The organism is Bartonella sp. MM73XJBT (assembly GCF_028618465.1).
GTDB lineage: Bacteria > Pseudomonadota > Alphaproteobacteria > Rhizobiales > Rhizobiaceae > Bartonella.
In genome coordinates, this window is record NZ_JAQISY010000008.1 from 66,336 (window position 1) to 88,933 (window position 22,598).

Genomic DNA, 22,598 nt, shown 5'->3' on the forward strand with positions numbered 1-22,598 from the left:
TTAAAGTGGAATACTCCATATAGCCTCACACCCCTCATTCATAGCCTTGAATGACTTTCCCATACGAACGCGCCACAATCATATTCGTAATAATTGCTAAAACTTAATCACGTGAGAGAGCAACAACAGGATCAAGCCGTGAAGCTTGTCGTGCGGGTGAAAAGCCAAAACATATCCCAATGAGAGTTGAAAAAGTAAGAGATATGAGAATTGAATCCATTGTGTAAACCAAGTGGATAGGCGCCTTAAAGAGCAAAAACAAACCACCGATAGAAAGCCCAAAGAGGATTCCCAAACCACCTCCAATGACACAAACCAAAACTGCTTCAATGAGAAATTGCTGCAAAATATCACTTTGGCGCGCACCCACTGCCATACGCACTCCAATTTCATTAATCCGCTCTGAAACAGTAACGAGCATAATATTCATCACTCCAATACCACCCACAATCAATGAGATAGCGGCAATAGAAGAGACTAAAAGCGTTAAGATATGCGTACTTTCCATGATACGCTCACGAAAGAACTCTGAATTTCTAATGAAGAAATCTTCTCCACCATGGCGCATAGTAAGAAAGCGTTTTACCATCTTTTCTGCTAAATGTGAATCGACATTATCAGCAATTTTAATCGTAATTGCCCGAACCTGTGTCGTTCCAAGTAAACGTGTTTGCACGGTTGTATAAGGCAAATACATCTGCAACGTACTTGAAATGCCTCCTCCCATATGTTGCGGATCGACCACCCCAACAATACGTACAGGGACACTTCCCACATGAACGACTTTTCCAATGGGACTCTCACGACTATGAGGAAAAAGTACAGCAACTGCTTCTTTTTCGATCACCAAATCCACAGCTCTCTCACGCACACTATTCCGATCAAACAATCTCCCTTGAACAGCTTTAAGTCCTTGTGTCTGAAAATATTGTTCTCCCACCCCAGCAATAACAGCATTGGCTTTAACGGCACCAGAACGTACAATAGAGCTTGTTGAAAGCTGAGGTGTTACACCAGCAACATAGGGTAATCCCGAAAAAGCTTCTGCATCTGCTTCCACCAAACTTGTTATTTTATCTGCTTGTGGATCAGAGAGGCTTTTCCCCGGCAAAATAGTTAATGTACTGGAACCCAGACTTTTAAAATTGTCCATAATTTTTTCCCGCGTACCATTACCCAAAGCCACCATAGCAATAATCGCGCCAATACCAATGATCACCCCGAGCATTGTCAAAAAAGTTCGCATTCGGTGGGCGTTCATTGCCAACAAGGCCATCACAAATGCCTCACGAAACCGTTCAGCAAAAGAACGAAAAAACCCCATTGTTTTTTGCTCTTTTAGATTTTGTTTTTCCTGAAGAGATTGGGCATTTCTTTTTGTTTTCGCACCCTTTGACACATTGTCCGCAATAATTTCACCATCACTGAGTTCGATAATACGCTCTGCTCTTTCAGCTATCTGCATATCATGCGTTACGATGATAATGGTGCGTCCTTCTTGATGAAGTTCATCTAAAATACGCAACACTTCTTGACCACTCTGTTTATCTAATGCACCGGTTGGTTCATCAGCAAGAATGACCTCTGCATTATTCATCAGGGCACGAGCAATAGAGACACGTTGTTGTTGACCACCTGAGAGTTGATTGGGACGATGATTTATCCGATCTCCCATGCCTAAGCGTTTTAAAAGCTCCCCTGCACGTTTTTTTCTTAAACTTGGTGCACATCCTGCATAAATAGCTGGAATTTCAACATTGCCAAGCGCCGTTAATTCATTAAGCAGATGATAGCGCTGGAAAATAAATCCAAAATGATTGCGCCGCAAAGCGGACAATTCATCAGCAGAAAGGATAGCTGTTTCTTTTCCTGAAATCCAATAACGGCCAGAACTTGGTCGATCAAGACAGCCCAAAATATTCATCAAGGTGGATTTTCCTGAACCCGAAGCGCCCACAATCGCCACCATTTCACCACGCTTAATGGTAAGATTGATATCTTTCAAAATAGTAACAAATGTCTCACCGGTGGGAAACTTGCGCACAACATTTTCTAAAACGAGGACAGCTTCTGCTTGCTCTGCTTTCATGCTTTAGCTCTCATCTTCATTATGTTCACCAGGAATATTTGGCATCACTCCATCACTCGAACCTGTGATAACCACATCCCCCTCCTTAAGCCCTGAAACAATCTCTGCCATCACTTTATTATTAAGCCCCACGGTCACTTGTTTTGCCACCACTTTATCTTTCTCTTCCAAGACAGAGACCCATGCTGTACGTTCTTTTGTCTCATCCCGCAAAGCATCACTTGGAGCCAACAAAACGTTCTGAGCTCGCCCTAAGATAATATGAACTTGTGCCGTCATATAGGTCCGCAAAAAATTATCGGCATTATCCACATGCACCACCCCATTATAATAGATAGCCGATGATATCAGAGCGCTCGACCCTCCCACCATACCAGGATTAATACTCACATCAGCGCGAATTTCCTCAGGAGCCGGATCTACCCTTTCTAACACCCCCTCATAACGACGTTGTGAATTGCCCAAAACCGTAAAATACAAAGGTTGTCCTGCATGAACTTTCAAAATATCGGCTTCTGAAATTTGTGCTTTGATTGTCATTTTTGACAAATCACCCAAAATAACAATCGTTGGTGCTGACTGAACCGCATTAACATTTTGCCCTTCCTCCACAACGGTTGCTAACACTGTTCCCGCTGAAGGAGCCGTCACTCTGGTATATCCTAAATTGACCTCTGCACTATCTACATCAATTTGTGCTTGTACAATTTGCTGACGGAGCTGAGCAATTTGCGCCTCGCGTATTTTTACTTGTGTTGTAGCATCATCGAGATTTGCCCGTGAAGTCGCATGTGACTTGATCATTTCTTTCTGACGCTCTAAATTTTTCTGTGCAAGGGAAAGGTAAGCTTCTTGTTCTACTAAATTCGCATAATAATGCGATAATGCTGCCTTTTTTCTTTTCAGATCATTTTCCTGGTCTGTAGGATCAATTTCCGCCAAAAGATCACCTTCTTTGACAACACTACCAGGGACAACACGCATAGATACCACACGCCCCGTTGCACGTGCACCAACAGCCACCAACCGATAAGGGCGCACAAGACCAGAAGCCAAAACACTTTCCTCGATATCACCACGCTTCACCACTGCTGTCATATAAACTGGTGTTGATGTTCCAAAAAAAACAGAACGCAACCATAATAAGATGATAAGGAATATAACAGTTAAAAAGAAAGACAGTTTTTTACGTTTTATAATGAAATTTTTGATGAAACCTTTTTTCATTTCCCTACCTTTGTACGCGTACGTGGTACACCATCAACAACTTCTGGACGTGACACATCAACAACACCATCCCATCCACCACCCAACGCCTTCATCAGCGCGATATATTGAGTAACCAAAGTAATACGACTATCGTTAAGCGCTATTTGCGCAGAATAATAAGAGCGATTAGCATTTAACAATTCAAGAAAACTGGTATTTCCATTTTCAAACAGGCTGCGTGAAAGTTGTAAAGAACGCCAAGAAGCCTTATTTGCAACGATCAACTTTTCTAAACGCTGATGTTCTTTGGTCAATCTTACCAACGCATTTTCCACATCTTCTAACGCTGTCAACACAGCAGCCCGATACGCAACGAAAGCCTGATCACGCTGTGCACGTGCAACCGCCACAGAAGCCATAATCTGCCCCCCATTAAACAAAGGCAAACGAAGACCTGGTCCAAAAGACCAGCCAATCGTTGAAGCCTTCCATAATTGATTAATTGTCTCTGCTGTTGTCGAAATACTACCGGTTAAAGTAAGTGATGGATAGAGATCTGCTTCACGTTGACCAATACGTGCTGTTGCTTGTGCATATTGGCGCTCAACCCGTCGCAAATCCGGACGGGTTAACAAAATATCCGCTGGAATTCCTGCTGGTACTGGCCATTTTGGTTGCGGAATTTTGGCATGTTTGGCATTTTTCTGTAAAAGATCCTGCAAAGCTGTAGGCACACGCCCAATTAAAACAGAAAGGCGATGAATGCTCATAGACAAATTCGCTTCCATCTGTGATATATCTGCTTCTGTATTGGCCACTTGTGCCTCTGCATTTGAAACATCAAGCTCTGAAGCATCACCAGCCGTTAATTTGCTCCGTATTAATTCGTATGTTTTACGCTGTGATGCAGCAATTTCCCGTACAATCAACAACTTTTGTTGCCACCCACGGACTTGAACATAATTTGTTGCCACATCTCCCAAAAGCACTACCATGGTATCACGCATATCTTCCACAGTTGCTTCAAAGCTATAACGTGCAGCTTCAACTGCTCGCTTGTGTCCACCAAAAAAATCAAGCTCCCAGCTCGCATCAAAACCATTATGATATTGGTTGAAATTTTTGTTTAAAACCGTAACAGATCCGCCACTACTACGCGTTCCTGAAAATGAATTTGTCATACTTGGCAAAAGAGATCCAACCGTTTGCTCTAAACTAGCACGCGCCTCACGAATTCGTGCCTTGGCAACAGCAACACTATTATTTCCAGAAATTGCCTCATTAATTAATGCATTCAAAACAGGATCATTTAAACGCCGCCACCATCCAGCAAGAGTAACCGTACGCCCTGAAATCTGCCCCGACTGTTGTCCCCAATTTTCTGGAACACGAAAAGATGTTTTACGGTAATTAGGACCAACCATACATCCTGATAATATAAAAAAACACAATAAAACACTATAGAGTAATCTGTTAGAAATAACCCCTTTGAGATTTCTGATATACATCTAGTCTCCCATATTTCTTCAGAATCAATAATAATATTAATATTTTATTTACTTGTTATTTCAAAATTGGCGTGAAAAATCAAATACAGTTTGTACTGGAACATGATCTGAAGGTTGTTTCCAGCCCCGTGCGTCACGAAAAATGGAAAGATCCGCAACAAACGGAGCTAAATCTGGAGAAGACCAGATATGGTCAAGCCGCCGTCCCCGATCAGCAAGTGCCCAATCGCGTGCACGATAACTCCACCATGTGTAAAGCTTAGCAGGAACAGGAATATGCATACGCATAAGATCCACCCACCCACCTTGATGGCATAAGGCTTGTAACCGTTCCGTTTCAATGGGGGTATGACTTACGACCTTCAACAACTGTTGATGAGACCACACATCCTCTGCCAAAGGAGCAATATTCAAATCACCCAGCAAAAGAGAAGAAAGACCATCTCCTTGATCAGCGCGAATAGCAGACATTTCTTCTAAAAAGTCAAGTTTATGACGGAATTTTTCATTAACCTTAGCGTCAGGCACATCTCCCCCTGCAGGAACATAAAAATTATGAATCCGCATGCTTTTGCCATAGGCTTCAACAATGACCGAAAGATAACGACAATCTTGTTTTTGACAAAAGGAACGCTTTTCCACCTTTTTAAAAGGCAAACGCGAAACAATTGCCACGCCGTTGTAAGATTTTTGTCCACTCAATAGGATATACTTATATCCGGCTGCTTTAAAAGCCTCCACTGGAAATAAAGCATCCGGGCATTTTGTTTCCTGTAAACATAAAATATCAATAGAAAAGAGTTGCAAATACTGCAAAACCTGTGCAAGACGCAAACGGATAGAATTAATATTCCAAGTTGCAATACGAAAGACCATCTGTTTCAATTCCAATGAGGTACAACGCACTATTTATTCGAGGGAAGTGTAAACATCCCATCAGCGAATCTAACGCCGGTGCGTACATTCATGACTTGAACAGTGGTCTCCAAATTTTGCTGATCAACAATTGTCCATTGCCGTAAAGCCGCGTTTTTAGAATCAAAAACCATTCTTATTTGCCCTGCTCCCATGCTTTTATCCCGCAGAACAATTGTCACTGCGCCTGGATCTTCACGAAATGCCAACAAACGCCCTGATGATATATTAATTTTATCGTCTAACAGAAACTTCATTGGCGTTTGAGAAAGTTGTGAAAAGTTCCAAGTATTCAGTGCACGATTATTAATTCCTATGAATTGTCCATCTACAATGATCTGTAAAGGTATTTTTTTATAAATAAAACGAATTTTTCCTGGACGCTCTAAATAAAACGTTCCCTGAGACATTTTTCCTTTCGGACTAAACTGAATAAAATCCCCTGTCATTGTTTTAATTGCTGCAAAATAATTCACAACATTCTGCGCCCTTGCTACCTTATTGGAAGCCACTTTATTGTATGATTGCGAAAAAGCAGGAAAAGTTAAGCACAAAAAGACAATAATTCCAACAAACCTAAAGCTTCCTCTTTGTTGCAAAAAAGACGTTTTCATAAACAATGCTCCCAAGCAATACACATTCGTTTTATCATGAAGGTGTCAATAAATACCCTTCTCTAAAAGAAAAAGATATTGTTTTAAAAGACTATCAAAAGATTTATTTCAAAAGCGTTCTTTTGGGACAGTCACCAAAAATTCCCGTTTTCCCATATGATTTGCAGCACTAATAATACCTTCTTCTTCCATCCGCTCAATACATGAAGCAGCACGGTTATAGCCAATTCCTAAACGGCCTTGAAGATAAGAAGTTGAAGCTTTACGATCACGAAGAACAATGGCAACCGCTTGACTATAAGGATCATCTGCACAAGAAGAACTCACCGATGCATCCGCACTCTTCTTGCCAATCTTCTCTGTACATTCCCTAAACAATCCAACGTCCCTTGAGTTTCTGAATCCATTAAAACTTCCCCCTCCCCATATAATGTGCCGCCCCAATAATATCCTCTACTTCCATACATCCAATGAATAATGTAGCATGGATTATAACCAATGCTCAACGGAAAATGAAAGAGCAAAAAACATGATTATTGCGAACATAAATGCTCTTTTCAGTCATAAAAAAACGTTTTTATAAATTCTCATAAGCAACAGCTATTTCCTTTATGTGATTATAAATCCCCTCTCTAAAAGAAAAAGGTATTATTTTAAAAGACTATCACAAGATTTTATCTCAAAAGCGTTCTTCTTCAGCAGGTACCAAAATTTCCCGTTTCCCCGCATGATTTGCAGCACTAATAATACCTTCTTCTTCCATCCGTTCAATCAATGAAGCCGCACGGTTATAACCAATTCCTAGACGGCGTTGAATATAAGAAGTTGAAGCTTTACGATCACGCAGAACAACTGCAACAGCTTGGCTATAAGGATCATCTGCACAAGAAGAAGTCAACGATGCATCCGCCTCATTTTCTGCGGTCTCTTGAGTAATGGTCTCTAAATAATCAGGAAGGGCTTGTGCTTTGAGATGCATGACAACCTGCTCCACTTCATCATCAGCCACAAAAGGTCCATGAACACGTTGGACACGTCCTCCGCCCATCATGAACAGCATATCGCCTTGTCCTAACAACTGCTCAGCACCCTGTTCGCCAAGAATTGTTCGACTGTCGATTTTTGAACTGACAGAAAAAGAAATGCGTGTTGGAAAATTAGCTTTAATAGTCCCCGTAATCACATCCACCGAAGGACGCTGTGTTGCCATAATGACATGGATACCAGCAGCACGTGCCATTTGTGCCAAACGTTGAACGGCTCCTTCAATATCTTTGCCGGCAACCATCATTAAATCAGCCATTTCATCAATAATAACAACAATATAGGGCATAGGACTAAAATCAAGTGTTTCCGTTTCATAAAGGGGCTCACCAGTCTCATGATCAAATCCCACTTGAACTGTACGCGTCATTGTTTCCCCTTGATTTTTTGCCTCCTTAAGACGTGCATTAAATCCATCAATATTACGAACGCTCAGTTTAGACATTTTGCTGTAACGTTCTTCCATTTCACGAACAGCCCATTTCAGCGCAATCACTGCTTTTTTCGGATCTGTCACCACAGGTGTTAACAAATGAGGAATGCCATCATAAACCGAAAGTTCAAGCATTTTCGGATCCACCATGATGAGGCGGCATTGTTCAGGTGTCATACGGTAAAGAAGTGATAAAATCATGGTATTAATGGCAACAGACTTTCCTGATCCCGTTGTACCTGCCACCAAAAGATGCGGCATTTTTGCTAAATCTGCGATAACCGTCTCACCCCCGATTGTCTTACCCAAAGCAAGTCCCAGTTTTGCTTTGCTCTCAACAAATTCTTGCGCTTGTAACATTTCTCGTAAATAAACCATCTCACGCTTCGCATTGGGCAATTCTATGCCAATGACATTACGTCCTGGTACCACAGCAACACGCGCTGAAATGGCACGCATCGAACGTGCAATATCATCTGCCAAACCAATAATACGGGAAGACTTAATACCGGCTGCTGGTTCAAATTCATACAAAGTGACCACAGGACCAGGGCGCGCATCAATAATTCTTCCCTTAACACCAAAATCTAACAAGACCCTCTCAAGTTCCTGAGAATTGACTTTTAAGACAGCAGGAGACAGTTTGGCATCTCGAACAGACGGTGGTGGAACCGAAAGATAATCTAAATGTGGAAGAAGAAAACCACCATTTGAAGAAGCCGCTAAAGGTTTCACAGCACGGCTTTTAACAGGAGAAATAGACGCCTTCTTCTGATTTTCTTGATATTTTGTTTTTTCATCGCCAAAAATTGGTTCAATGCGATCCAAAGACTTTTCTTGTCTCTTAGAGCAACTTTTTCGAGAAAAAAGGCGAAAAAAACGCGCTTGTAAAAAATAAAAAAGATGGAAAACAGCACCCAAAGTTGTCACAAAAAAACCATGGTGCCCCCTCTCTGCCCCCTGTTCTGTATCTTCTAATACATCGAAGAGAAGATCAACAGTTTCGTTTTTGTGGATATTTTTTACTTTTCTTTTCTTTCTCTGACGCCGCCATACCACATTACCCGCAAAAGCAGCCATGAAAAAACCCAAAACAAGCACAACAAACCCCAACAGTACATTCTGAACAGGAGAAAGAAAAACAGGAAAAATAGAATAAACAACACTTAAAACTTTATCGCCCAAAACCCCACCCAAGCCCATAGGCAATGGCCAATATGTAAAAGAAGCAACAGGGGTCATAAGAGCAAAAGAAATTAAAAAACAAATTGTTGATAACACCCACAAAAAAAGGCGAAAAATCAAATTATAAATATTCTTTTGCGCCAACAAAAGAAACGACCAAAATAACAATGGCAACAACACACCAAGACCCGCCAAACCAAAAAACTGCATGACAAAATCTGAAAAAATTGCCCCTGGCCATCCCATAAAATTTGTAATTTTATTTGTACTTGCATGCGTTAACGAAGGATCTGCAGCATTCCACGTTGCCAAAGCCAAAACGCAAAAAAGAATGAAGCCCAAAAGTCCAAGCCCAATGAAAACACCAATTTGGCGCAAAAACATTTCAATGAGCCGTGAACTGTAAGATTTTTGCGCTTCTAATGAATCATAGGGAGAAGAACTTTGATGCATCTCTCAATTCCAAATACAAAACCTTCACATTAAAGAGTTGTAAAATTATGACCGCAAAATACTAATACAGTTTTAACCATCATAATCATAACAATTTCCTACTTTGTAGGACCATCAGACCTTCTCCTTTAAAGGGTGATATTAAAACACATCATGCCCATTAAAAAGAGAGTGCTATCGCTGTTTGATTTCAGTTTTCTTTTGCATCAACTAAGTATACAAATAGAGAAGTATAAAATTAACCAGAATATTCAGGGTACGATTTGCTCAATGAAACTATGAAGTAAATTACACGGACGATTATCAAAAGGTATACACCTAAGAATATCTTACCTATTTCATAGATCGGTGCTGGTCAAAGATCCTAGTTCTTTAAAGTAAAGAGGACGTTAAAATATTGTAGAAAAAAGAATGTTAAAAAAAGATATCCTTATTTAAAAACAAATAAACTGCCAACAATGGAACGAAGTGTTGTGTATTCTGATCTTAGTAAAAATGTAAAACCCGATAAAAAGACAAAATCTAACCAAACGATAAAGCAATGCGATCTTCTCATTGCGGGGGGAGCGGCTGTTGGTTTAACGCTGGCAATAGCACTCAAGCAAACAGCCCCTACACTGAAAATAACTATCGTTGATGCAGCTTCCCCACAAGACATACCCGCTTCCAATATACGAACCATTGCCCTCGCAGCTGCTTCTATTCGTATGTTAAAACAATTGCAATGTTGGAAACCTATAGAACCCTATGCCCAACCCATTCATTCCATGATCATCACCGATGCATACGCAAATGATCCTGTTAAACCAACTCTTTTAACTTTTGAAGGAGATATTGCTCCCGATGAACCCTTTGCAGCTATGGTGGAACATAGCGAACTCATCAATGCTTTAAAAAAACGTGTAAAAGATCTGGATATCCCCGTTATTACAAACACGTGTGTTGTTGATTTTCACCAACAAGAGCAGCATACAACTGTCACCTTAAACAATAAAGAAATCTGGCAAACGAAATTGCTTATTGCAGCCGACGGGGCACATTCACAATTACGCGCAAAAGCAGGACTTAAAAACTTTTCTCATCCCTATAAACAAACAGCAATCATCTGCACCATTGAACATGAAAAACCCCATCACGGACAAGCAATTCAACATTTCTTACCTGCTGGACCTTTCGCGCTTCTCCCGCTCAAAGGCAACAGATCAGCCATTGTATGGAATGAAGATCATAAAACGGCGCAATATTACCTCAAAGCTGATGCTCTTATTTTTGAAACAGAACTTGAAAAACGCATTGGTCATCGATTTGGAAAGCTCTCTTGGAATGGTGAACGTCAAGCTTTTCCTCTAAACCTTTCCCTAACACGTCAATGCATTAAAGCTCGGTTTGCTCTAGTTGGCGATGCTGCCCACACAATTCATCCCCTAGCAGGACAAGGACTCAATTTAGGATTACGTGATAGCGCTGCACTTGCTGAAGTTCTTATTGAAACAGCACGATTGGGGCTGGATATTGGCTCCCTCACTGCTTTAGAACGCTATCAACGCTGGAGACGTTTTGAAACCACACGTATGGCTTTAAGCAATGACTGGCTTAATAAACTTTTTTCTAATGATAATCTCTTTTTGCGAATACTACGCGATACCGGTCTTGGAATTGTCAATCAAACGCCAAAGATAAAACAATATTTTATTCAAGAAGCTTCCGGGCTTTCCCCTCATGCTCCACGTTTGCTACAGGGACACCCACTTTAAAAAATAAGTAAAAGCCATATCATTTCACTGTTTGCAAGTTATGAACAAAACTTCTCCTGATCGTTAAAAAAAGCTCTTCGCTTATTTCTCTACACCAAGCTTTTAAAAGAATCGATATACAGTGGAATCACCTGGTATTTTCTCATAAAAATCTTCGAGGAATCATGTATGCAATCTTTCCCTTTCCGTACCTTTCAAGCAAACAAAAAAGCGAGAAAATGATTCTCTCTTGTATTTTCAATACGCTCTCTATTGAGTGATCAATATAATGAATTTTGATAATAAACGCATTTAAAATGCATCGCAGAATTCTATCAAAACACTAAAACCAACACCAATTATAAAAAATATCCTCTAAAACACTTTCTTATCTTAACTACACAAATGATAAAAAGATCAAACCAAGAGCTGCTCTCTAGAGCCACACCATAAAAAACAAATAAATCCATAACAGCATCACATGACGATCCTACAGATCAGTATTTAAAACATAAAGACATTCTTCAACATATTAGCTTACAATGAGAATTTATCATTTTGCATATTACTAAGAATCTTGAAAACAGTAATCTTTTTATCCTAAACCTTTTTATGATGAAACAATAAAAGCCATTCGTTTACACATCACACAAGAAATCAATATATAGATAAAACTGCTTAAGAAAGAGATGAAAATACCTCTCATAAATTATCTCACTGCAAAAATAAGCATAATTTGAGCTGACAAAGAGAATGGCAATACCGGGATTATTACGGTAATATAATGATTTATCATGATAAATCATTATTTTTTCAACTTTAACCATAAGCAGAATACTATAAAATTTTTATCGCAATAGCTCTCATATTGAATCAATAAAAATCATTTTCTTGCACAACACAAGAAGAGTTGGCGTATAGATAAAAATGAGTAAAAAAGAAAAAACGCCTCTCATAAACACTCTCGCATCCAAGAGCTCTAACAACATTGAGAGCTTCAACAGTATGGATAGTGCCAACATGTTAGCAACATAGCTTTCCCACTTGAAGGAACGCCTACGTGCTTTTTATAGTCTTACTTTACCGCTCAGCAGTTTAAAACATTAACTCAGCATTTTATATATCGAATCACCAAAAAGAACACACTGCTTGAATTCCCATCTCTTGCTTCTCATATCTTTTGTATATTGCTTGAGTATTATGTCACTTCTAACTCTTCAAGCGTACAACCACTCTCCAACCATTCCTTAATCCACTTAGGTCTACGCCCACGTCCATTCCATAACTCCCATTGATTATTGGGATTTCTATAATGGCGTTCTTTACTCACAAGATCAGCAATATCAATTCCATGCGCACTGGCAATTTCAAGAATTTTGCGCCGTGCATTTTGTTTTTCTTTTGCTTGCCGCCTTTTCAATTCCACATCGATTTGAGCTCGCATTTCTTGTAGTTCATCAAAATTCATCTTTTTGAGATCATCCACCTTAATTACTCCCCTTGCAAAAAAGAATTATTCTTTGCCATATTTTAAACACAATTATAGACAATTTTTGTCCATTTATTATCGAAATTAAAATTACGATAAATATGTCACCTTGACGGAGATGTGCTTTGAACCACGAAGAGCTGTTTAATTGTGTCGCAATTGTCACGACTGTATCCTTTTTCGGTTTGATCGCTGAAATGGATAATCGAGGTGTAAAAAACCTATTACCTCTCCCTGACTCTCACGAACCAGCGGTCAAAAGTGAATATAAATCGCCATTTTATAAACTATGGCAATATGTAAAAAAGAACAACCCCTCTACGCATAATGATCGTACAGTCCATTCTTATAATGAGAAATATTCTCATACTCAGCGGCTTTTTGGTTTAGATCAATATTCTCTAGACAAAATTGAAAAGTCAGAAAATGATATAAAACAATCACCCCTAACACCCCTACAAAAATGGTTATCCTTTAAGAGTAATTTCTCTTTTTGCAAACATAATAACTATCACATTGATTGGATATTAGCATATGTGAAAACCTTCCTTAAAAGGAAGCAAATTTACATCCATGCAGGATATTCTAAGCTCAAGAATCTTACTTCGTATATCCATCAAAACACAGTGTGGCAACAATCAGAAAAACTACGCAAACTTCACGTTTGTATCAAGAGATCTTTTCATCATTGGGTGTGTGAATTATGACTATTTCAAATTTCATAATGTTTGCTGCTGCATACGCATCAACTCTACACGCGACAGTACCTTCAGCTGTCGTTATGCAAGAGTCATGGAATGATATTTGTGCAGTAAACATGAGTGATAAATTACCACACTATCCATTCGCACCTAAAAAAACAATAGTAACAATTAAGCAGAGTGAACACAATTTTGACGTAAATTTAGGGCAAATGAGTGTTGAAAATCAGAAATGGTTGCCCCTCTCTCTCTGTGAAATTTTTGATCGTTGCAAGAATCTTAACGTTATACGGACTGCTTTAAAACATTGCTGTGAAAAAGAGCAAAAATTACCGCAATACAGTGCTGAGCGAACCGTTCTTAGTTTTTACAATGCAGAAAATTTCACAAATAGTTTTTCTGACCTTCATTTGCAAAAAAATGCTTCATATGTCGAGGTGAAAACTTCTGCGCCTGTAAGCGAAGAATTAGAAGAAACTTTACAGTTTTATACAAGAAAGACAGAACAAACAATTAAGATAGAGTCTCTTCCTGCCTCTTTAGAAGAAGATGCTTTTACACATAAAGAAAGTAGTGCTCATGACGCCTTTACAGTAGAAGACTCTTCATTGGAAAGACCGCAGGACTAATGATGACTACATTTATCGATTAGACTTACAATTTTGATAGAATAGCATGATGAAAGGTAGATAAGAAAATATTAATGCTCTAATTAGTAAGATTGCATAAAATCTCTTCTAATTGAGGGCAGAAATAATGAAAATGATAGAACAAAACAGTGTGGATATAGCATTTAATCAGAAAGCAGCACGTGAGATTACAATCGTGATGCGTTCAGAAAGGGAGTGGTACTTTACATTTGTTGCAGATGATCCAGTAACCGGGACAGCAAATGAATATACACTTCTTACGCAAAGAGGAAAACTAAGAACTTGGGCTGATCCAAAATATCTTTTTAAATTTCTTCATGAAAGAGGGGTTGTCTATGGCAGTTTTAAACTTAATCAGGATGAAAAACATGAAACAAACAAATATTTTCCAAACAACAGTTCGTAATAAAATTATTACAACTGTTGCAGCTATAACTGTATTTTTTATGGTGCATCCTATATGCGTTCAAGCAAAAACTTTGGACAAAGCCAAAACAGCTTTAGAAACACTCCAAAATCAATTGAAGATAATTGTTCCTCTTGCCGCTACCGTAATACTTTTGTGTTTAGCAATTGGTTATGCAGGACGTTATATAGAAAAAGATACTTTTGTACGGTGGGCGGTTGGTGTTGTCATTGCTGGTTCAGCAGCTGAACTTGTCGCAATGTTATTTCAAAACCCATAGTGAAGAAAATTATGATGCAAAGTAAATTTTATTCTTCAGTTGTGAATAAAGCGCTAATAGTATCATTTTGTATTAAAAAGTAAATATAGTACTCATGAGAAAGCCTTAATAAGAGTAGAAGATGAAACAATTAAATAATTTTCAATTAAAAAATGATAGTAAAATATTTGCAATTTCTGTTGCTATAACAGCATTTTTTATGACTTATCCTGCGTATGCTAAATTAGAGAAGGCTGCAAAAGCATTAGGTGATCTGAAAACAGATCTTATTAGTAACATTATCCCTATTGCTGCTGCAGTTATACTTCTGTGTTTAGCAATTGGTTATGCTGGCCGTTACATCGGAAAAGATACTTTTGTGCGCTGGGCAGTTGGCGTTGTCATCGCTGGTTCAGCGACTGAACTTGCCACTTTATTGTTTACTGGTAAATAATAAATCCATTGAAATATAACGTTAGACATAAGTTTAATTCGTATTAGAGCCAAGTGTAAAAAAATATAATAAACAAAATAGATTTTAATTATCAAGTATAGATAAATTAGCAATAATATCACTTAAATTAAAGGGTACAAAATGAGCCTCACATAAACCTTAATGAGAAAAGAAAATGAAACAATTAAATAATCTCCAATCAAAAAACAATAGCCAGATCATTGTAATTTTTGCAACTGTAACCGCATTACTCATAGCTCATCCTGCATATGCAGCATTAAATAATGCTAAAACTGCTTTAGAAGCACTTCGAGACGATCTGAGTGTCAAGATTATTCCTATCGCAGCTGCTGTTATATTGTTGTGTTTAGCAATTGGTTATGCAGGGCGTTATATAGAAAAGGATACCTTTGTACGTTGGGCAATCGGTGTTGTCATTGCTGGTTCAGCAGCTGAACTTGTTACAATGTTGTTCGGTAAATAATAAAGCTTCTAACACGAAATGCTTTTCTTCAAGAAGAATCCATCCAGAGTAATAATTTATATTGCAAAGTTGTAGATATTATAAAAGTTTTGATTAAGAGAAGAAAATGAAACAATTAAATAATTTTAAATTAAAAAATAACAATCGAGTCATTGTAATTTCTGCAGCTGTGAATGCATTTTTTGTATCTCATACTGCATGTGCTCAGAAAACTTTGAAAAATGCTGAAACAGCTTTAAAAAATCTGCAGAACGATCTTACTGGCAAGATTATTCCTGTTGCTGCTGCTATTATACTTTTATGTTTAGCAATTGGCTATGCAGGACGTTATATCGAAAAGGATACCTTTATACGCTGGGCAATCGGTGTTGTCATTGCTGGTTCAGCAGCTGAACTTGTTGCGATGCTATTTAAACCATAACGAAGTTAAGTATTTTAAAAAAAACAGATTTTACTTATGGGCTACAGATAAATTTGTAATGATATAACTCAATATTAAAAAGTAGAAACAGCATTCATAAGAACTTTAATAAGAGCAAAAGATGACAAAAATCAATTATTTCCAACTTGAAAATGGTAATCGAATCATTGCAATTTCCGAAGTTGTAATCGCGTTACTTATAGTTCATCCTGCATATGCACAATTGGGTAAAGCAAAAGATGCTTTAACCGCTCTGCAAACAGATCTTACTACTAATATTATTCCTATTGCCGCTGCAGTTATACTTTTATGCTTAGCAATTGGTTATGCAGGACGTTACATTGGAAAAGATACCTTTGTACGCTGGGCAATCGGTGTTGTCATTGCCGGTTCAGCAACTGAACTTGTTAAAATGTTGTTTGGCTAATCATGAAGCCTTTAGCACAAAATGCTTTTCTTCAAGAAAGTCTGTGTCCAGTAGTAGTCTTTACTTATGCTGCTAAGAGATAAACATTGTTAAAATTTGAATGAGAATAGAATATGAAACGATTAAGTAATTTCCAATCAAAATGTAATAATTGGATTATTGCAAGTCCTGTAGCTATAACGGCATTTTTTATGGCTTATCCTGCGTATGCAGAATTAAAACATGCAAAAGATGCTTTAGAAAAATTACAGGACGATCTTATTAAAAACATTATTCCTGTTGCTGCTGCTGTTATACTTTTGTGTTTAGCAATTGGTTATGCAGGTCGTTATATCGAAAAGGATACATTTGTACGCTGGGCAGTTGGTGTTGTCATTGCTGGTTCAGCAGCTGAACTTGTCACAATGTTATTTAAACCATAATGAGGTTAATTATAGTTCAATTTAAACGAAATGGCTTTTATTTATCCGTTATAGGTAAACTAAAAATGGTACTTACGAGAAAAGAAGATGAAACGATTAAGTAATTTCCAATCAAAATGTAATAATCGAATTATTGCAATTTCTGCAACTGTAATTGCATTTTTTATGGCTCATCCCGCATATGCAGAACTAAAGCATGCTAAAGATGCTTTAGACGCTCTAAAGAAAGATCTTATTGATCATATTATCCCTATTGCTGCTGCTGTCATACTTTTGTGTTTAGCAATTGGTTATGCAGGCCGTTATATCGAAAAAGATACCTTTGTACGATGGGCAATTGGTGTTGTTATAGCTGGTTCAGCAACTCAACTTGTTGCAATGTTATTTAAAGCTAATTGAAATCAAGCATGAAACAAATAAAATACAAAATGTTTTAAAAAATCTATTTATGAGTTGTGGATATATCTGTAATGATATCATTTATGCTGCAAACAAGAGAACATTCTCAAGAGTAGGTTCAGTCATATGGGGATAAAAGATATGAAACAATTAAATATTCTTCAAGCAAAAACCGGCAATAAGATCAGTGCTATTGTGATAGCTTCGACGATGTCCTTAATGCTCCAACCAGTATGTGCTCAAACAAAAACTAAGAGCTTAGATATTCTCATGGGTATGCAATACGGACTTAGTATGGTCATACCCATTGTTTGTGCTGTTATTCTTTTATTTCTATTACTTATTTATATATTTCGCATCATAGCAAGAGCCACATTTATACGATGGGCATTCAGTGTCATTATCGCTGGAGCAGCATTCTATATTAGCCATATATTATTTCACATCCAGTAACTAGAGTAGCACATGAAACCACAACAAAATGAAGCATTCCCCTTATTTAAAGGAGCAACGCGCGTTCCAACCCTTTGGGGTGTACCCATGATGCCACTTATCGTTATGGCCATCAGTGTAGCTATTTTTGCTATGACAATAAATATCTTTTTGTGGATAATTGCTCCGCCCCTATGGTTCGTTATGGTACAAATTACCAAAAATGATGATAAGGCGTTTCGTATCTGGTGGTTGTGGATTGATACCAAACTTCGTAACCGCAACAAAAGTTTCTGGGGAGCTTCAAGTTATAGTCCCTCTGATTACCGCAAAAGGAGATAAATATGATAGCTGTTGAAAGCGGCAAACGCCTTGCATCAGAAACGCCAGTAAGCCTGTTTATACCCTATTCACATCATATTACAGATACAATTATCTCTACTAAAAATGCAGAATATTTATCGGTCTGGAAGATTGATGGGCGTTCGCATCAAAGTGCTTCACAAGAAGATATCTTTCAGTGGACTAAAGAGCTAAACAATACCCTACGTGGTATTGCATCGGCCAATTTGTCATTTTGGACACATATCGTACGCCGACGTGTTTATGAATATCCTGATTCAACATTTGATCAAGCTTTTTGCTGTCAGCTTGATGAAAAATATCGGCAAAGCTTTACTGGTTATAATCTGATGGTCAATGACCTATATCTGACTATCGTTTTCCAACCGATTGCTGATAAAATCATGTCATTCTTTTCTCAACATGAGCGTGAAACACTCGATCAAAAAAAGATGCGGCAGGAATCATGTATCAAGGCTCTCAATGATATCAACAACACTCTAGGCCAATCGTTAAAGCGTTATGGTGCAGAAATTCTTGGCGTTTATGAAAAAAACGGACATGTTTATTCTTCTGCGCTTGAATTTCTTGGAATGCTTGTCAATGGCGAATACAGATCTATGCCGATCTGTTTTGATCGTTTTGCTGACTATATGTCTATCAACAGACCTTTTTTCTCGAAATGGGGTGCTCTTGGCGAATTGCGGACAAGCAGTGGAATGCGTCGATTTGGAATGCTAGAAATTAAAGAATACGACACGACAACAAAGCCAGGTCAACTAAATGTTTTGCTGGAAAGTGACTTTGAATTCATCTTGACGCAAAGTTTTTCCGTGCTCTCACGGCATGCTGCTAAGGATTATTTACAGCGTCATCAGCGTAACCTTATTGATGCTCGCGATGTAGCAACAAGTCAAATTGAACAAATTGACGAAGCGTTAAACCAACTTGTTAGCGGGCATTTTGTCATGGGTGAACATCATTGTACGTTGACCATCTATGGTGATACAGCTCAACAAGTTCGTGACTATATGGCAAAAGCAAGTGCCGCATTGCTAGATGCAGCAGTATTACCAAAACCAGTAGATTTGGCCATAGAGGCTGGTTATTGGGCGCAACTGCCTGCAAATTGGAAATGGCGACCACGTCCAGCACCAATTACATCGCTGAACTTTTTGTCATTTTCATCCTTTCACAATTTTATGTCAGGCAAACCAACAGGAAATCCATGGGGGCCAGCAGTTACAATTCTTAAAACAATCAGTAAAACGCCACTTTATTTTAATTTTCATGCCTCTAAACTTGAAGAGGATTCGACAGATAAACGTTTGCTTGGTAATACAGCACTTATAGGACAATCTGGTTCTGGTAAAACTGTGCTTCTTGGTTTTTTATTAGCACAAGCACAGAAATTTAAACCAACAACTGTTGTCTTTGACAAAGATCGTGGTATGGAAATTGTTATTCGGGCTATGGGTGGTCGATATCTCACATTCAAGCCTGGTAGGCGAAGTGGTTTCAATCCCTTTCAACTTCCTCCCACACAAGATAATCTGATTTTTCTAAAACAGTTTGTTAAAAAATTAGCAGAAGCTGGCGGTGAAGTTACACATCACGACGAAGAAGAAATTAACCAAGCTGTCATGTCTGTCATGAGCAGCAATATTGATAGAACTCTGCGTCGTTTGTCTTTTTTAGTGCAGTTCTTACCCAATCCACATTTAAACGATTATAATGCACATCCATCTGTCCATGCTCGCTTGATAAAATGGTGTGAAGGTGGTGATTATGGATGGTTATTTGATAATCCCAATGATGCGCTGGATCTCTCAACCCACCAAATTTATGGTTTTGATATTACAGAGTTCTTAGATAACCCAGAAACTCGTACTCCAGTCATGATGTATTTGCTTTATCGCACAGAAGGAATGATTAGCGGTCAGCGGTTTATGTATATCTTTGATGAGTTTTGGAAACCTTTGCAAGATCCATATTTTGAAGATTTGGCAAAGAACAAACAAAAGACCATCCGTAAACAAAATGGTATTTTTGTTTATGCCACACAAGAACCTAGCGATGCCTTAGAAAGTAATATCGCCAAGACTCTTATTCAACAGTGTGCAACTTACATTTTTCTAGCCAATCCTAAGGCAAGTTATGAGGATTATACACAAGGTTTTAAACTCACTGATGCTGAATTTGAACTGATCAAAGGACTCGGTGAATTTAGTCGCCAATTTCTTATCAAGCAAGGCGACCAATCTGCACTTGCAGAGTTAAATCTCGGTAAATTCCATGTGAAAATCGATGGAGAAACCATTGAACGCGACTTTAGCGAAGAGCTCTTGGTATTATCAGGCACGCCTGATAATGCAGAATTGGTCGAAAACATTATCGCTGAAGTAGGCGATGATCCAGCAGTATGGTTACCAATTTTTTTACAACATGTCAAAAATGACAGGAGGGAAACATGAAAAAGGTAATTATAACAATAGCCATAACAGCAATTTTAGGAACGCCGAACTCAGCAATAGCTTGGAGTTGGGGATGGGCTCCAGCAAAAGACCTATTCTCCTCAACTCCTACCCAGAAGGAAAATAAACCTACTACACCGCAACATTATCTAGAAATTATTGAATTATTAAAACAGCAACTCAAACAAACACAAGAAACACATCAATCTATAACAAAAAATCGAGAACTTGGAATAAAACAAACAGACCACACTAGTTTTTTTCTCAAAAAACCAGAGTTGATTTACGATGAAGATAAGGTTTCAGATATATCCGCATCAATAAAAGATATTTTTCTGAAAGAAAATGCTCCCATTTCTGTTCGAGAATCTCGTGATGCCATCAATAAACGTATTCGATATGCAACAGTTGCTGATAAAGTCGTAAGTTTAAAGACTTTTCAAGACGCAGAAGATCGTTTTAAGCAACTCTTAGAACTCCTAGAAAAAATTAATAAAACAACAGATCTAAAAAGTATTGCCGATCTGCAAGCACATATAAATGGAATGGTCGCCCTGATACAGAATGAAACAGCAAAATTACAAATGGTTAACTATTCGCATAATGCAGAACGAGCATTTATCAGCCAACAAAAGAAAACACATAGTATGAAAATTCTTAGCAGCGAAAATAAAGAAATGCCCATCATACGTTCTATACGATGAAATCTTTTGATAACTTGATTGTAATAATAGCTTGCTTTATTTGCATGGGATTGTATTTCTTTTAGTGAATACATTCAAACGTATCACACTTACTCTTGTAGATTAGCCATGTAATCTACAAATGATCAATGGAAATATTGCACTCTATGAAAAATGTCAATTATGTATTCAGAAAAGGGACTATACTCTTTTCAGTATTCTCATCATCCTATTGCTAACGCTCATTACAAACACGTTTATTAGCAATAAGATATTACCTTTAAACACTTTAAAATTAGATATAGTAGGAAACATTCTTTCCCCTAATAGCCAGATAACTAAAATTCAATAGTGTATAAAGATAATAGCAAGACTAGAAATGAATATGCCAATGAACAAAATAATTAAATAAAAATAATTTATCCATCAAAATTAAAATTACGATTAAAAATATAATAAGATATATGAAACGATTAAGAAGAAAATAACATGAAAAAAACTGTTATTTCAGTAGTAATAGCGACAATTTTGGGAATGCAGAACACAATTCTAAAGGCTAGCGGTTTATTTTCTCTTAGAGAAGGACCTGAACGTCCACTAAGCACCGTAGAACAGATATATAGAAATGATGCGATCTTGCAGACATTTGCAGAGTTTGAAGAACAGGAACGACAAAGAAAGTTACGAGAAGAGGCTAAAAAAAAGCTTGAAGCACAGAAGAAAGCACAAGAGAATGAGAAAATGCTTTTAGATTTAATAAAGAACCATCTCGAAAAAACAAACGAAATATATAGCTCTATAAGTGGCACACGGACAAAAAGCAAACAGATCCGAGAAGATGATGGTAGTTTGCTGTTTCTGAACCCACAGCTTATCTATAATGATCAAAAACAAACACAGCTTGGTAAAAAAATTCCTCAACTCTTTAGAGAAATGATAAAGGACGAAAATTATCTTCGCGATTCTACTGTTCAAGATGCACGAGAAACTATCAATGAGCGCAGTCAATATGCAACAGTCATTGACAAAGCTGTAAGTTTACAGGTTTTTCAGGAAATAGAAAATCGTTTCCTACAAATTGCAAACATGTTAACTATTCTTGACAAAATGACTGATTTAAAGGGGGGTACCGAAATGCAAATGCGCATGAAAGGTGTGTTAGCTATGATTCAAAATGAAACGGCGAAACTACAAATGATTGCACATGCGCGCAACATTGAAAAAACACTCATCAACCGATTAATACGTAAGCGCAATGTGCAAATTCTTGCAAGTATGAATAAACAAATGCCTACTATAAGATAGATTCAGTTAACAGTTTTTCTGTGCCATCGAGACCTTTTTTCTCCACATTCGAAAACACTTAAACAAT

23 protein-coding genes and 1 pseudogene are annotated in these 22,598 nt (G+C 37.9%); 16 read left to right on the forward strand and 8 right to left on the reverse strand.

The window, feature by feature from the left end; translation table 11 throughout:
- Window positions 1-103: 103 nt before the first annotated feature.
- From PVV69_RS04355 to PVV69_RS04385, 7 genes and pseudogenes are all read right to left on the reverse strand, one after another.
- Window positions 104-2,089 (reverse strand): MacB family efflux pump subunit, encoded by a 1,986-nt coding sequence (locus tag PVV69_RS04355; RefSeq protein WP_273756598.1) that lies wholly within the window; start codon window positions 2,087-2,089, stop codon window positions 104-106.
- A gap of 3 nt (window positions 2,090-2,092) precedes the next feature.
- The gene (locus tag PVV69_RS04360; protein WP_273720606.1) at window positions 2,093-3,316 is read right to left on the reverse strand and encodes an efflux RND transporter periplasmic adaptor subunit; all 1,224 of its coding nucleotides are present in this window, start codon (window positions 3,314-3,316) and stop codon (window positions 2,093-2,095) included.
- The gene (locus PVV69_RS04365; RefSeq protein ID WP_273756599.1) at window positions 3,313-4,806 is read right to left on the reverse strand and encodes an efflux transporter outer membrane subunit; all 1,494 of its coding nucleotides are present in this window, start codon (window positions 4,804-4,806) and stop codon (window positions 3,313-3,315) included. Before PVV69_RS04365 ends, PVV69_RS04360 begins: the two co-directional genes overlap by 4 nt.
- Window positions 4,807-4,866: 60 nt before the next feature.
- Window positions 4,867-5,682, reverse strand: a complete 816-nt coding sequence (locus PVV69_RS04370) for an exodeoxyribonuclease III (protein WP_273720604.1) — start codon at window positions 5,680-5,682, stop codon at window positions 4,867-4,869.
- 29 nt (window positions 5,683-5,711) lie between these two features.
- Window positions 5,712-6,335 carry an outer-membrane lipoprotein carrier protein LolA gene (locus PVV69_RS04375; protein WP_273720603.1) on the reverse strand — a complete coding sequence of 208 codons (624 nt, stop codon included), beginning with the start codon at window positions 6,333-6,335 and terminating at the stop codon, window positions 5,712-5,714.
- Window positions 6,336-6,443: 108 nt separating this feature from the next.
- A pseudogene (locus PVV69_RS04380) lies at window positions 6,444-6,698 on the reverse strand (DNA translocase FtsK); the annotation flags it as partial.
- A gap of 316 nt (window positions 6,699-7,014) precedes the next feature.
- Window positions 7,015-9,450, reverse strand: a complete 2,436-nt coding sequence (locus tag PVV69_RS04385) for a DNA translocase FtsK (protein ID WP_273756601.1) — start codon at window positions 9,448-9,450, stop codon at window positions 7,015-7,017.
- Window positions 9,451-9,923: 473 nt separating this feature from the next.
- Here PVV69_RS04385 and PVV69_RS04390 point away from each other — a divergent pair, with 473 nt between their 5' ends.
- Complete coding sequence (locus tag PVV69_RS04390; RefSeq protein WP_273756614.1) at window positions 9,924-11,204, forward strand: ubiquinone biosynthesis hydroxylase; 1,281 nt, start codon at window positions 9,924-9,926, stop codon at window positions 11,202-11,204.
- Between the two features lie 1,177 nt (window positions 11,205-12,381).
- On the opposite strand, the gene PVV69_RS04395 is transcribed toward PVV69_RS04390, so the two are convergent.
- Entirely contained in the window at window positions 12,382-12,669 is a 288-nt protein-coding gene (locus tag PVV69_RS04395) for an H-NS histone family protein (protein WP_273720601.1), read from the reverse strand.
- A 128-nt stretch (window positions 12,670-12,797) separates the two neighbouring features.
- Between PVV69_RS04395 and PVV69_RS04400 the strand changes: the two genes are divergently transcribed.
- From PVV69_RS04400 to PVV69_RS04470, 15 genes are all read left to right on the forward strand, one after another.
- Window positions 12,798-13,379 carry a hypothetical protein gene (locus PVV69_RS04400; protein ID WP_273756602.1) on the forward strand — a complete coding sequence of 194 codons (582 nt, stop codon included), beginning with the start codon at window positions 12,798-12,800 and terminating at the stop codon, window positions 13,377-13,379.
- Window positions 13,376-14,002: a TrwN protein gene (locus PVV69_RS04405; RefSeq protein ID WP_273756603.1), complete on the forward strand. Its 627-nt coding sequence runs from the start codon at window positions 13,376-13,378 to the stop codon at window positions 14,000-14,002. Before PVV69_RS04400 ends, PVV69_RS04405 begins: the two co-directional genes overlap by 4 nt.
- A gap of 127 nt (window positions 14,003-14,129) precedes the next feature.
- Window positions 14,130-14,429, forward strand: coding sequence for a KorA family transcriptional regulator (korA, locus tag PVV69_RS04410; RefSeq protein ID WP_273720598.1), 300 nt, complete (start codon window positions 14,130-14,132; stop codon window positions 14,427-14,429).
- Complete coding sequence (trwL, locus tag PVV69_RS04415) at window positions 14,392-14,709, forward strand: VirB2 family type IV secretion system major pilin TrwL (RefSeq protein WP_273720597.1); 318 nt, start codon at window positions 14,392-14,394, stop codon at window positions 14,707-14,709. Before korA ends, trwL (PVV69_RS04415) begins: the two co-directional genes overlap by 38 nt.
- A gap of 121 nt (window positions 14,710-14,830) precedes the next feature.
- Complete coding sequence (trwL, locus tag PVV69_RS04420; protein ID WP_273756604.1) at window positions 14,831-15,142, forward strand: VirB2 family type IV secretion system major pilin TrwL; 312 nt, start codon at window positions 14,831-14,833, stop codon at window positions 15,140-15,142.
- Between the two features lie 175 nt (window positions 15,143-15,317).
- Entirely contained in the window at window positions 15,318-15,626 is a 309-nt protein-coding gene (trwL, locus tag PVV69_RS04425) for a VirB2 family type IV secretion system major pilin TrwL (RefSeq protein ID WP_273720595.1), read from the forward strand.
- Between the two features lie 106 nt (window positions 15,627-15,732).
- On the forward strand, window positions 15,733-16,047 hold the full coding sequence (trwL, locus tag PVV69_RS04430) for a VirB2 family type IV secretion system major pilin TrwL (RefSeq protein ID WP_273756605.1): 315 nt from the start codon (window positions 15,733-15,735) through the stop codon (window positions 16,045-16,047).
- A 121-nt stretch (window positions 16,048-16,168) separates the two neighbouring features.
- Entirely contained in the window at window positions 16,169-16,474 is a 306-nt protein-coding gene (gene trwL / locus PVV69_RS04435) for a VirB2 family type IV secretion system major pilin TrwL (RefSeq protein WP_273756606.1), read from the forward strand.
- A 113-nt stretch (window positions 16,475-16,587) separates the two neighbouring features.
- The gene (gene trwL / locus PVV69_RS04440) at window positions 16,588-16,896 is read left to right on the forward strand and encodes a VirB2 family type IV secretion system major pilin TrwL (RefSeq protein WP_273756607.1); all 309 of its coding nucleotides are present in this window, start codon (window positions 16,588-16,590) and stop codon (window positions 16,894-16,896) included.
- A gap of 87 nt (window positions 16,897-16,983) precedes the next feature.
- Window positions 16,984-17,295 carry a VirB2 family type IV secretion system major pilin TrwL gene (trwL, locus tag PVV69_RS04445; protein WP_273720591.1) on the forward strand — a complete coding sequence of 104 codons (312 nt, stop codon included), beginning with the start codon at window positions 16,984-16,986 and terminating at the stop codon, window positions 17,293-17,295.
- 141 nt (window positions 17,296-17,436) lie between these two features.
- A complete protein-coding gene (locus PVV69_RS04450) occupies window positions 17,437-17,748 on the forward strand; it encodes a conjugal transfer protein (RefSeq protein ID WP_273720590.1) in 312 nt (103 codons plus the stop codon).
- A gap of 12 nt (window positions 17,749-17,760) precedes the next feature.
- Window positions 17,761-18,069: a type IV secretion system protein VirB3 gene (locus PVV69_RS04455; RefSeq protein ID WP_273720589.1), complete on the forward strand. Its 309-nt coding sequence runs from the start codon at window positions 17,761-17,763 to the stop codon at window positions 18,067-18,069.
- A 2-nt stretch (window positions 18,070-18,071) separates the two neighbouring features.
- Window positions 18,072-20,543, forward strand: coding sequence for a VirB4 family type IV secretion/conjugal transfer ATPase (locus tag PVV69_RS04460; RefSeq protein ID WP_273756608.1), 2,472 nt, complete (start codon window positions 18,072-18,074; stop codon window positions 20,541-20,543).
- Window positions 20,540-21,247, forward strand: coding sequence for a type IV secretion system protein (locus tag PVV69_RS04465; RefSeq protein ID WP_273756609.1), 708 nt, complete (start codon window positions 20,540-20,542; stop codon window positions 21,245-21,247). Before PVV69_RS04460 ends, PVV69_RS04465 begins: the two co-directional genes overlap by 4 nt.
- Before the next feature lie 468 nt (window positions 21,248-21,715).
- Window positions 21,716-22,531 (forward strand): type IV secretion system protein, encoded by an 816-nt coding sequence (locus PVV69_RS04470; RefSeq protein WP_273756610.1) that lies wholly within the window; start codon window positions 21,716-21,718, stop codon window positions 22,529-22,531.
- Window positions 22,532-22,598: the final 67 nt, after the last annotated feature.

Excerpts from the sequence above, each read along its gene's own strand:
- trwL (WP_273756605.1), top strand. The coding sequence starts at position 15,733 with ATGAAACAATTAAATAATTTTAAATTAAAAAATAACAATCGAGTCATT.
- PVV69_RS04365 (WP_273756599.1), bottom strand. The coding sequence starts at position 4,806 with ATGTATATCAGAAATCTCAAAGGGGTTATTTCTAACAGATTACTCTAT.
- PVV69_RS04370 (WP_273720604.1), bottom strand. The coding sequence starts at position 5,682 with ATGGTCTTTCGTATTGCAACTTGGAATATTAATTCTATCCGTTTGCGT.
- PVV69_RS04355 (WP_273756598.1), bottom strand. The coding sequence starts at position 2,089 with ATGAAAGCAGAGCAAGCAGAAGCTGTCCTCGTTTTAGAAAATGTTGTG.
- trwL (WP_273720597.1), top strand. The coding sequence starts at position 14,392 with ATGAAACAAACAAATATTTTCCAAACAACAGTTCGTAATAAAATTATT.
- PVV69_RS04465 (WP_273756609.1), top strand. The coding sequence starts at position 20,540 with ATGAAAAAGGTAATTATAACAATAGCCATAACAGCAATTTTAGGAACG.
- PVV69_RS04385 (WP_273756601.1), bottom strand. The coding sequence starts at position 9,450 with ATGCATCAAAGTTCTTCTCCCTATGATTCATTAGAAGCGCAAAAATCT.
- trwL (WP_273756604.1), top strand. The coding sequence starts at position 14,831 with ATGAAACAATTAAATAATTTTCAATTAAAAAATGATAGTAAAATATTT.
- korA (WP_273720598.1), top strand. The coding sequence starts at position 14,130 with ATGAAAATGATAGAACAAAACAGTGTGGATATAGCATTTAATCAGAAA.
- PVV69_RS04460 (WP_273756608.1), top strand. The coding sequence starts at position 18,072 with ATGATAGCTGTTGAAAGCGGCAAACGCCTTGCATCAGAAACGCCAGTA.
- trwL (WP_273720591.1), top strand. The coding sequence starts at position 16,984 with ATGAAACGATTAAGTAATTTCCAATCAAAATGTAATAATCGAATTATT.
- PVV69_RS04470 (WP_273756610.1), top strand. The coding sequence starts at position 21,716 with ATGAAAAAAACTGTTATTTCAGTAGTAATAGCGACAATTTTGGGAATG.
- trwL (WP_273720595.1), top strand. The coding sequence starts at position 15,318 with ATGAAACAATTAAATAATCTCCAATCAAAAAACAATAGCCAGATCATT.
- PVV69_RS04455 (WP_273720589.1), top strand. The coding sequence starts at position 17,761 with ATGAAACCACAACAAAATGAAGCATTCCCCTTATTTAAAGGAGCAACG.
- trwL (WP_273756606.1), top strand. The coding sequence starts at position 16,169 with ATGACAAAAATCAATTATTTCCAACTTGAAAATGGTAATCGAATCATT.
- PVV69_RS04450 (WP_273720590.1), top strand. The coding sequence starts at position 17,437 with ATGAAACAATTAAATATTCTTCAAGCAAAAACCGGCAATAAGATCAGT.
- PVV69_RS04375 (WP_273720603.1), bottom strand. The coding sequence starts at position 6,335 with ATGAAAACGTCTTTTTTGCAACAAAGAGGAAGCTTTAGGTTTGTTGGA.
- trwL (WP_273756607.1), top strand. The coding sequence starts at position 16,588 with ATGAAACGATTAAGTAATTTCCAATCAAAATGTAATAATTGGATTATT.
- PVV69_RS04405 (WP_273756603.1), top strand. The coding sequence starts at position 13,376 with ATGACTATTTCAAATTTCATAATGTTTGCTGCTGCATACGCATCAACT.
- PVV69_RS04360 (WP_273720606.1), bottom strand. The coding sequence starts at position 3,316 with ATGAAAAAAGGTTTCATCAAAAATTTCATTATAAAACGTAAAAAACTG.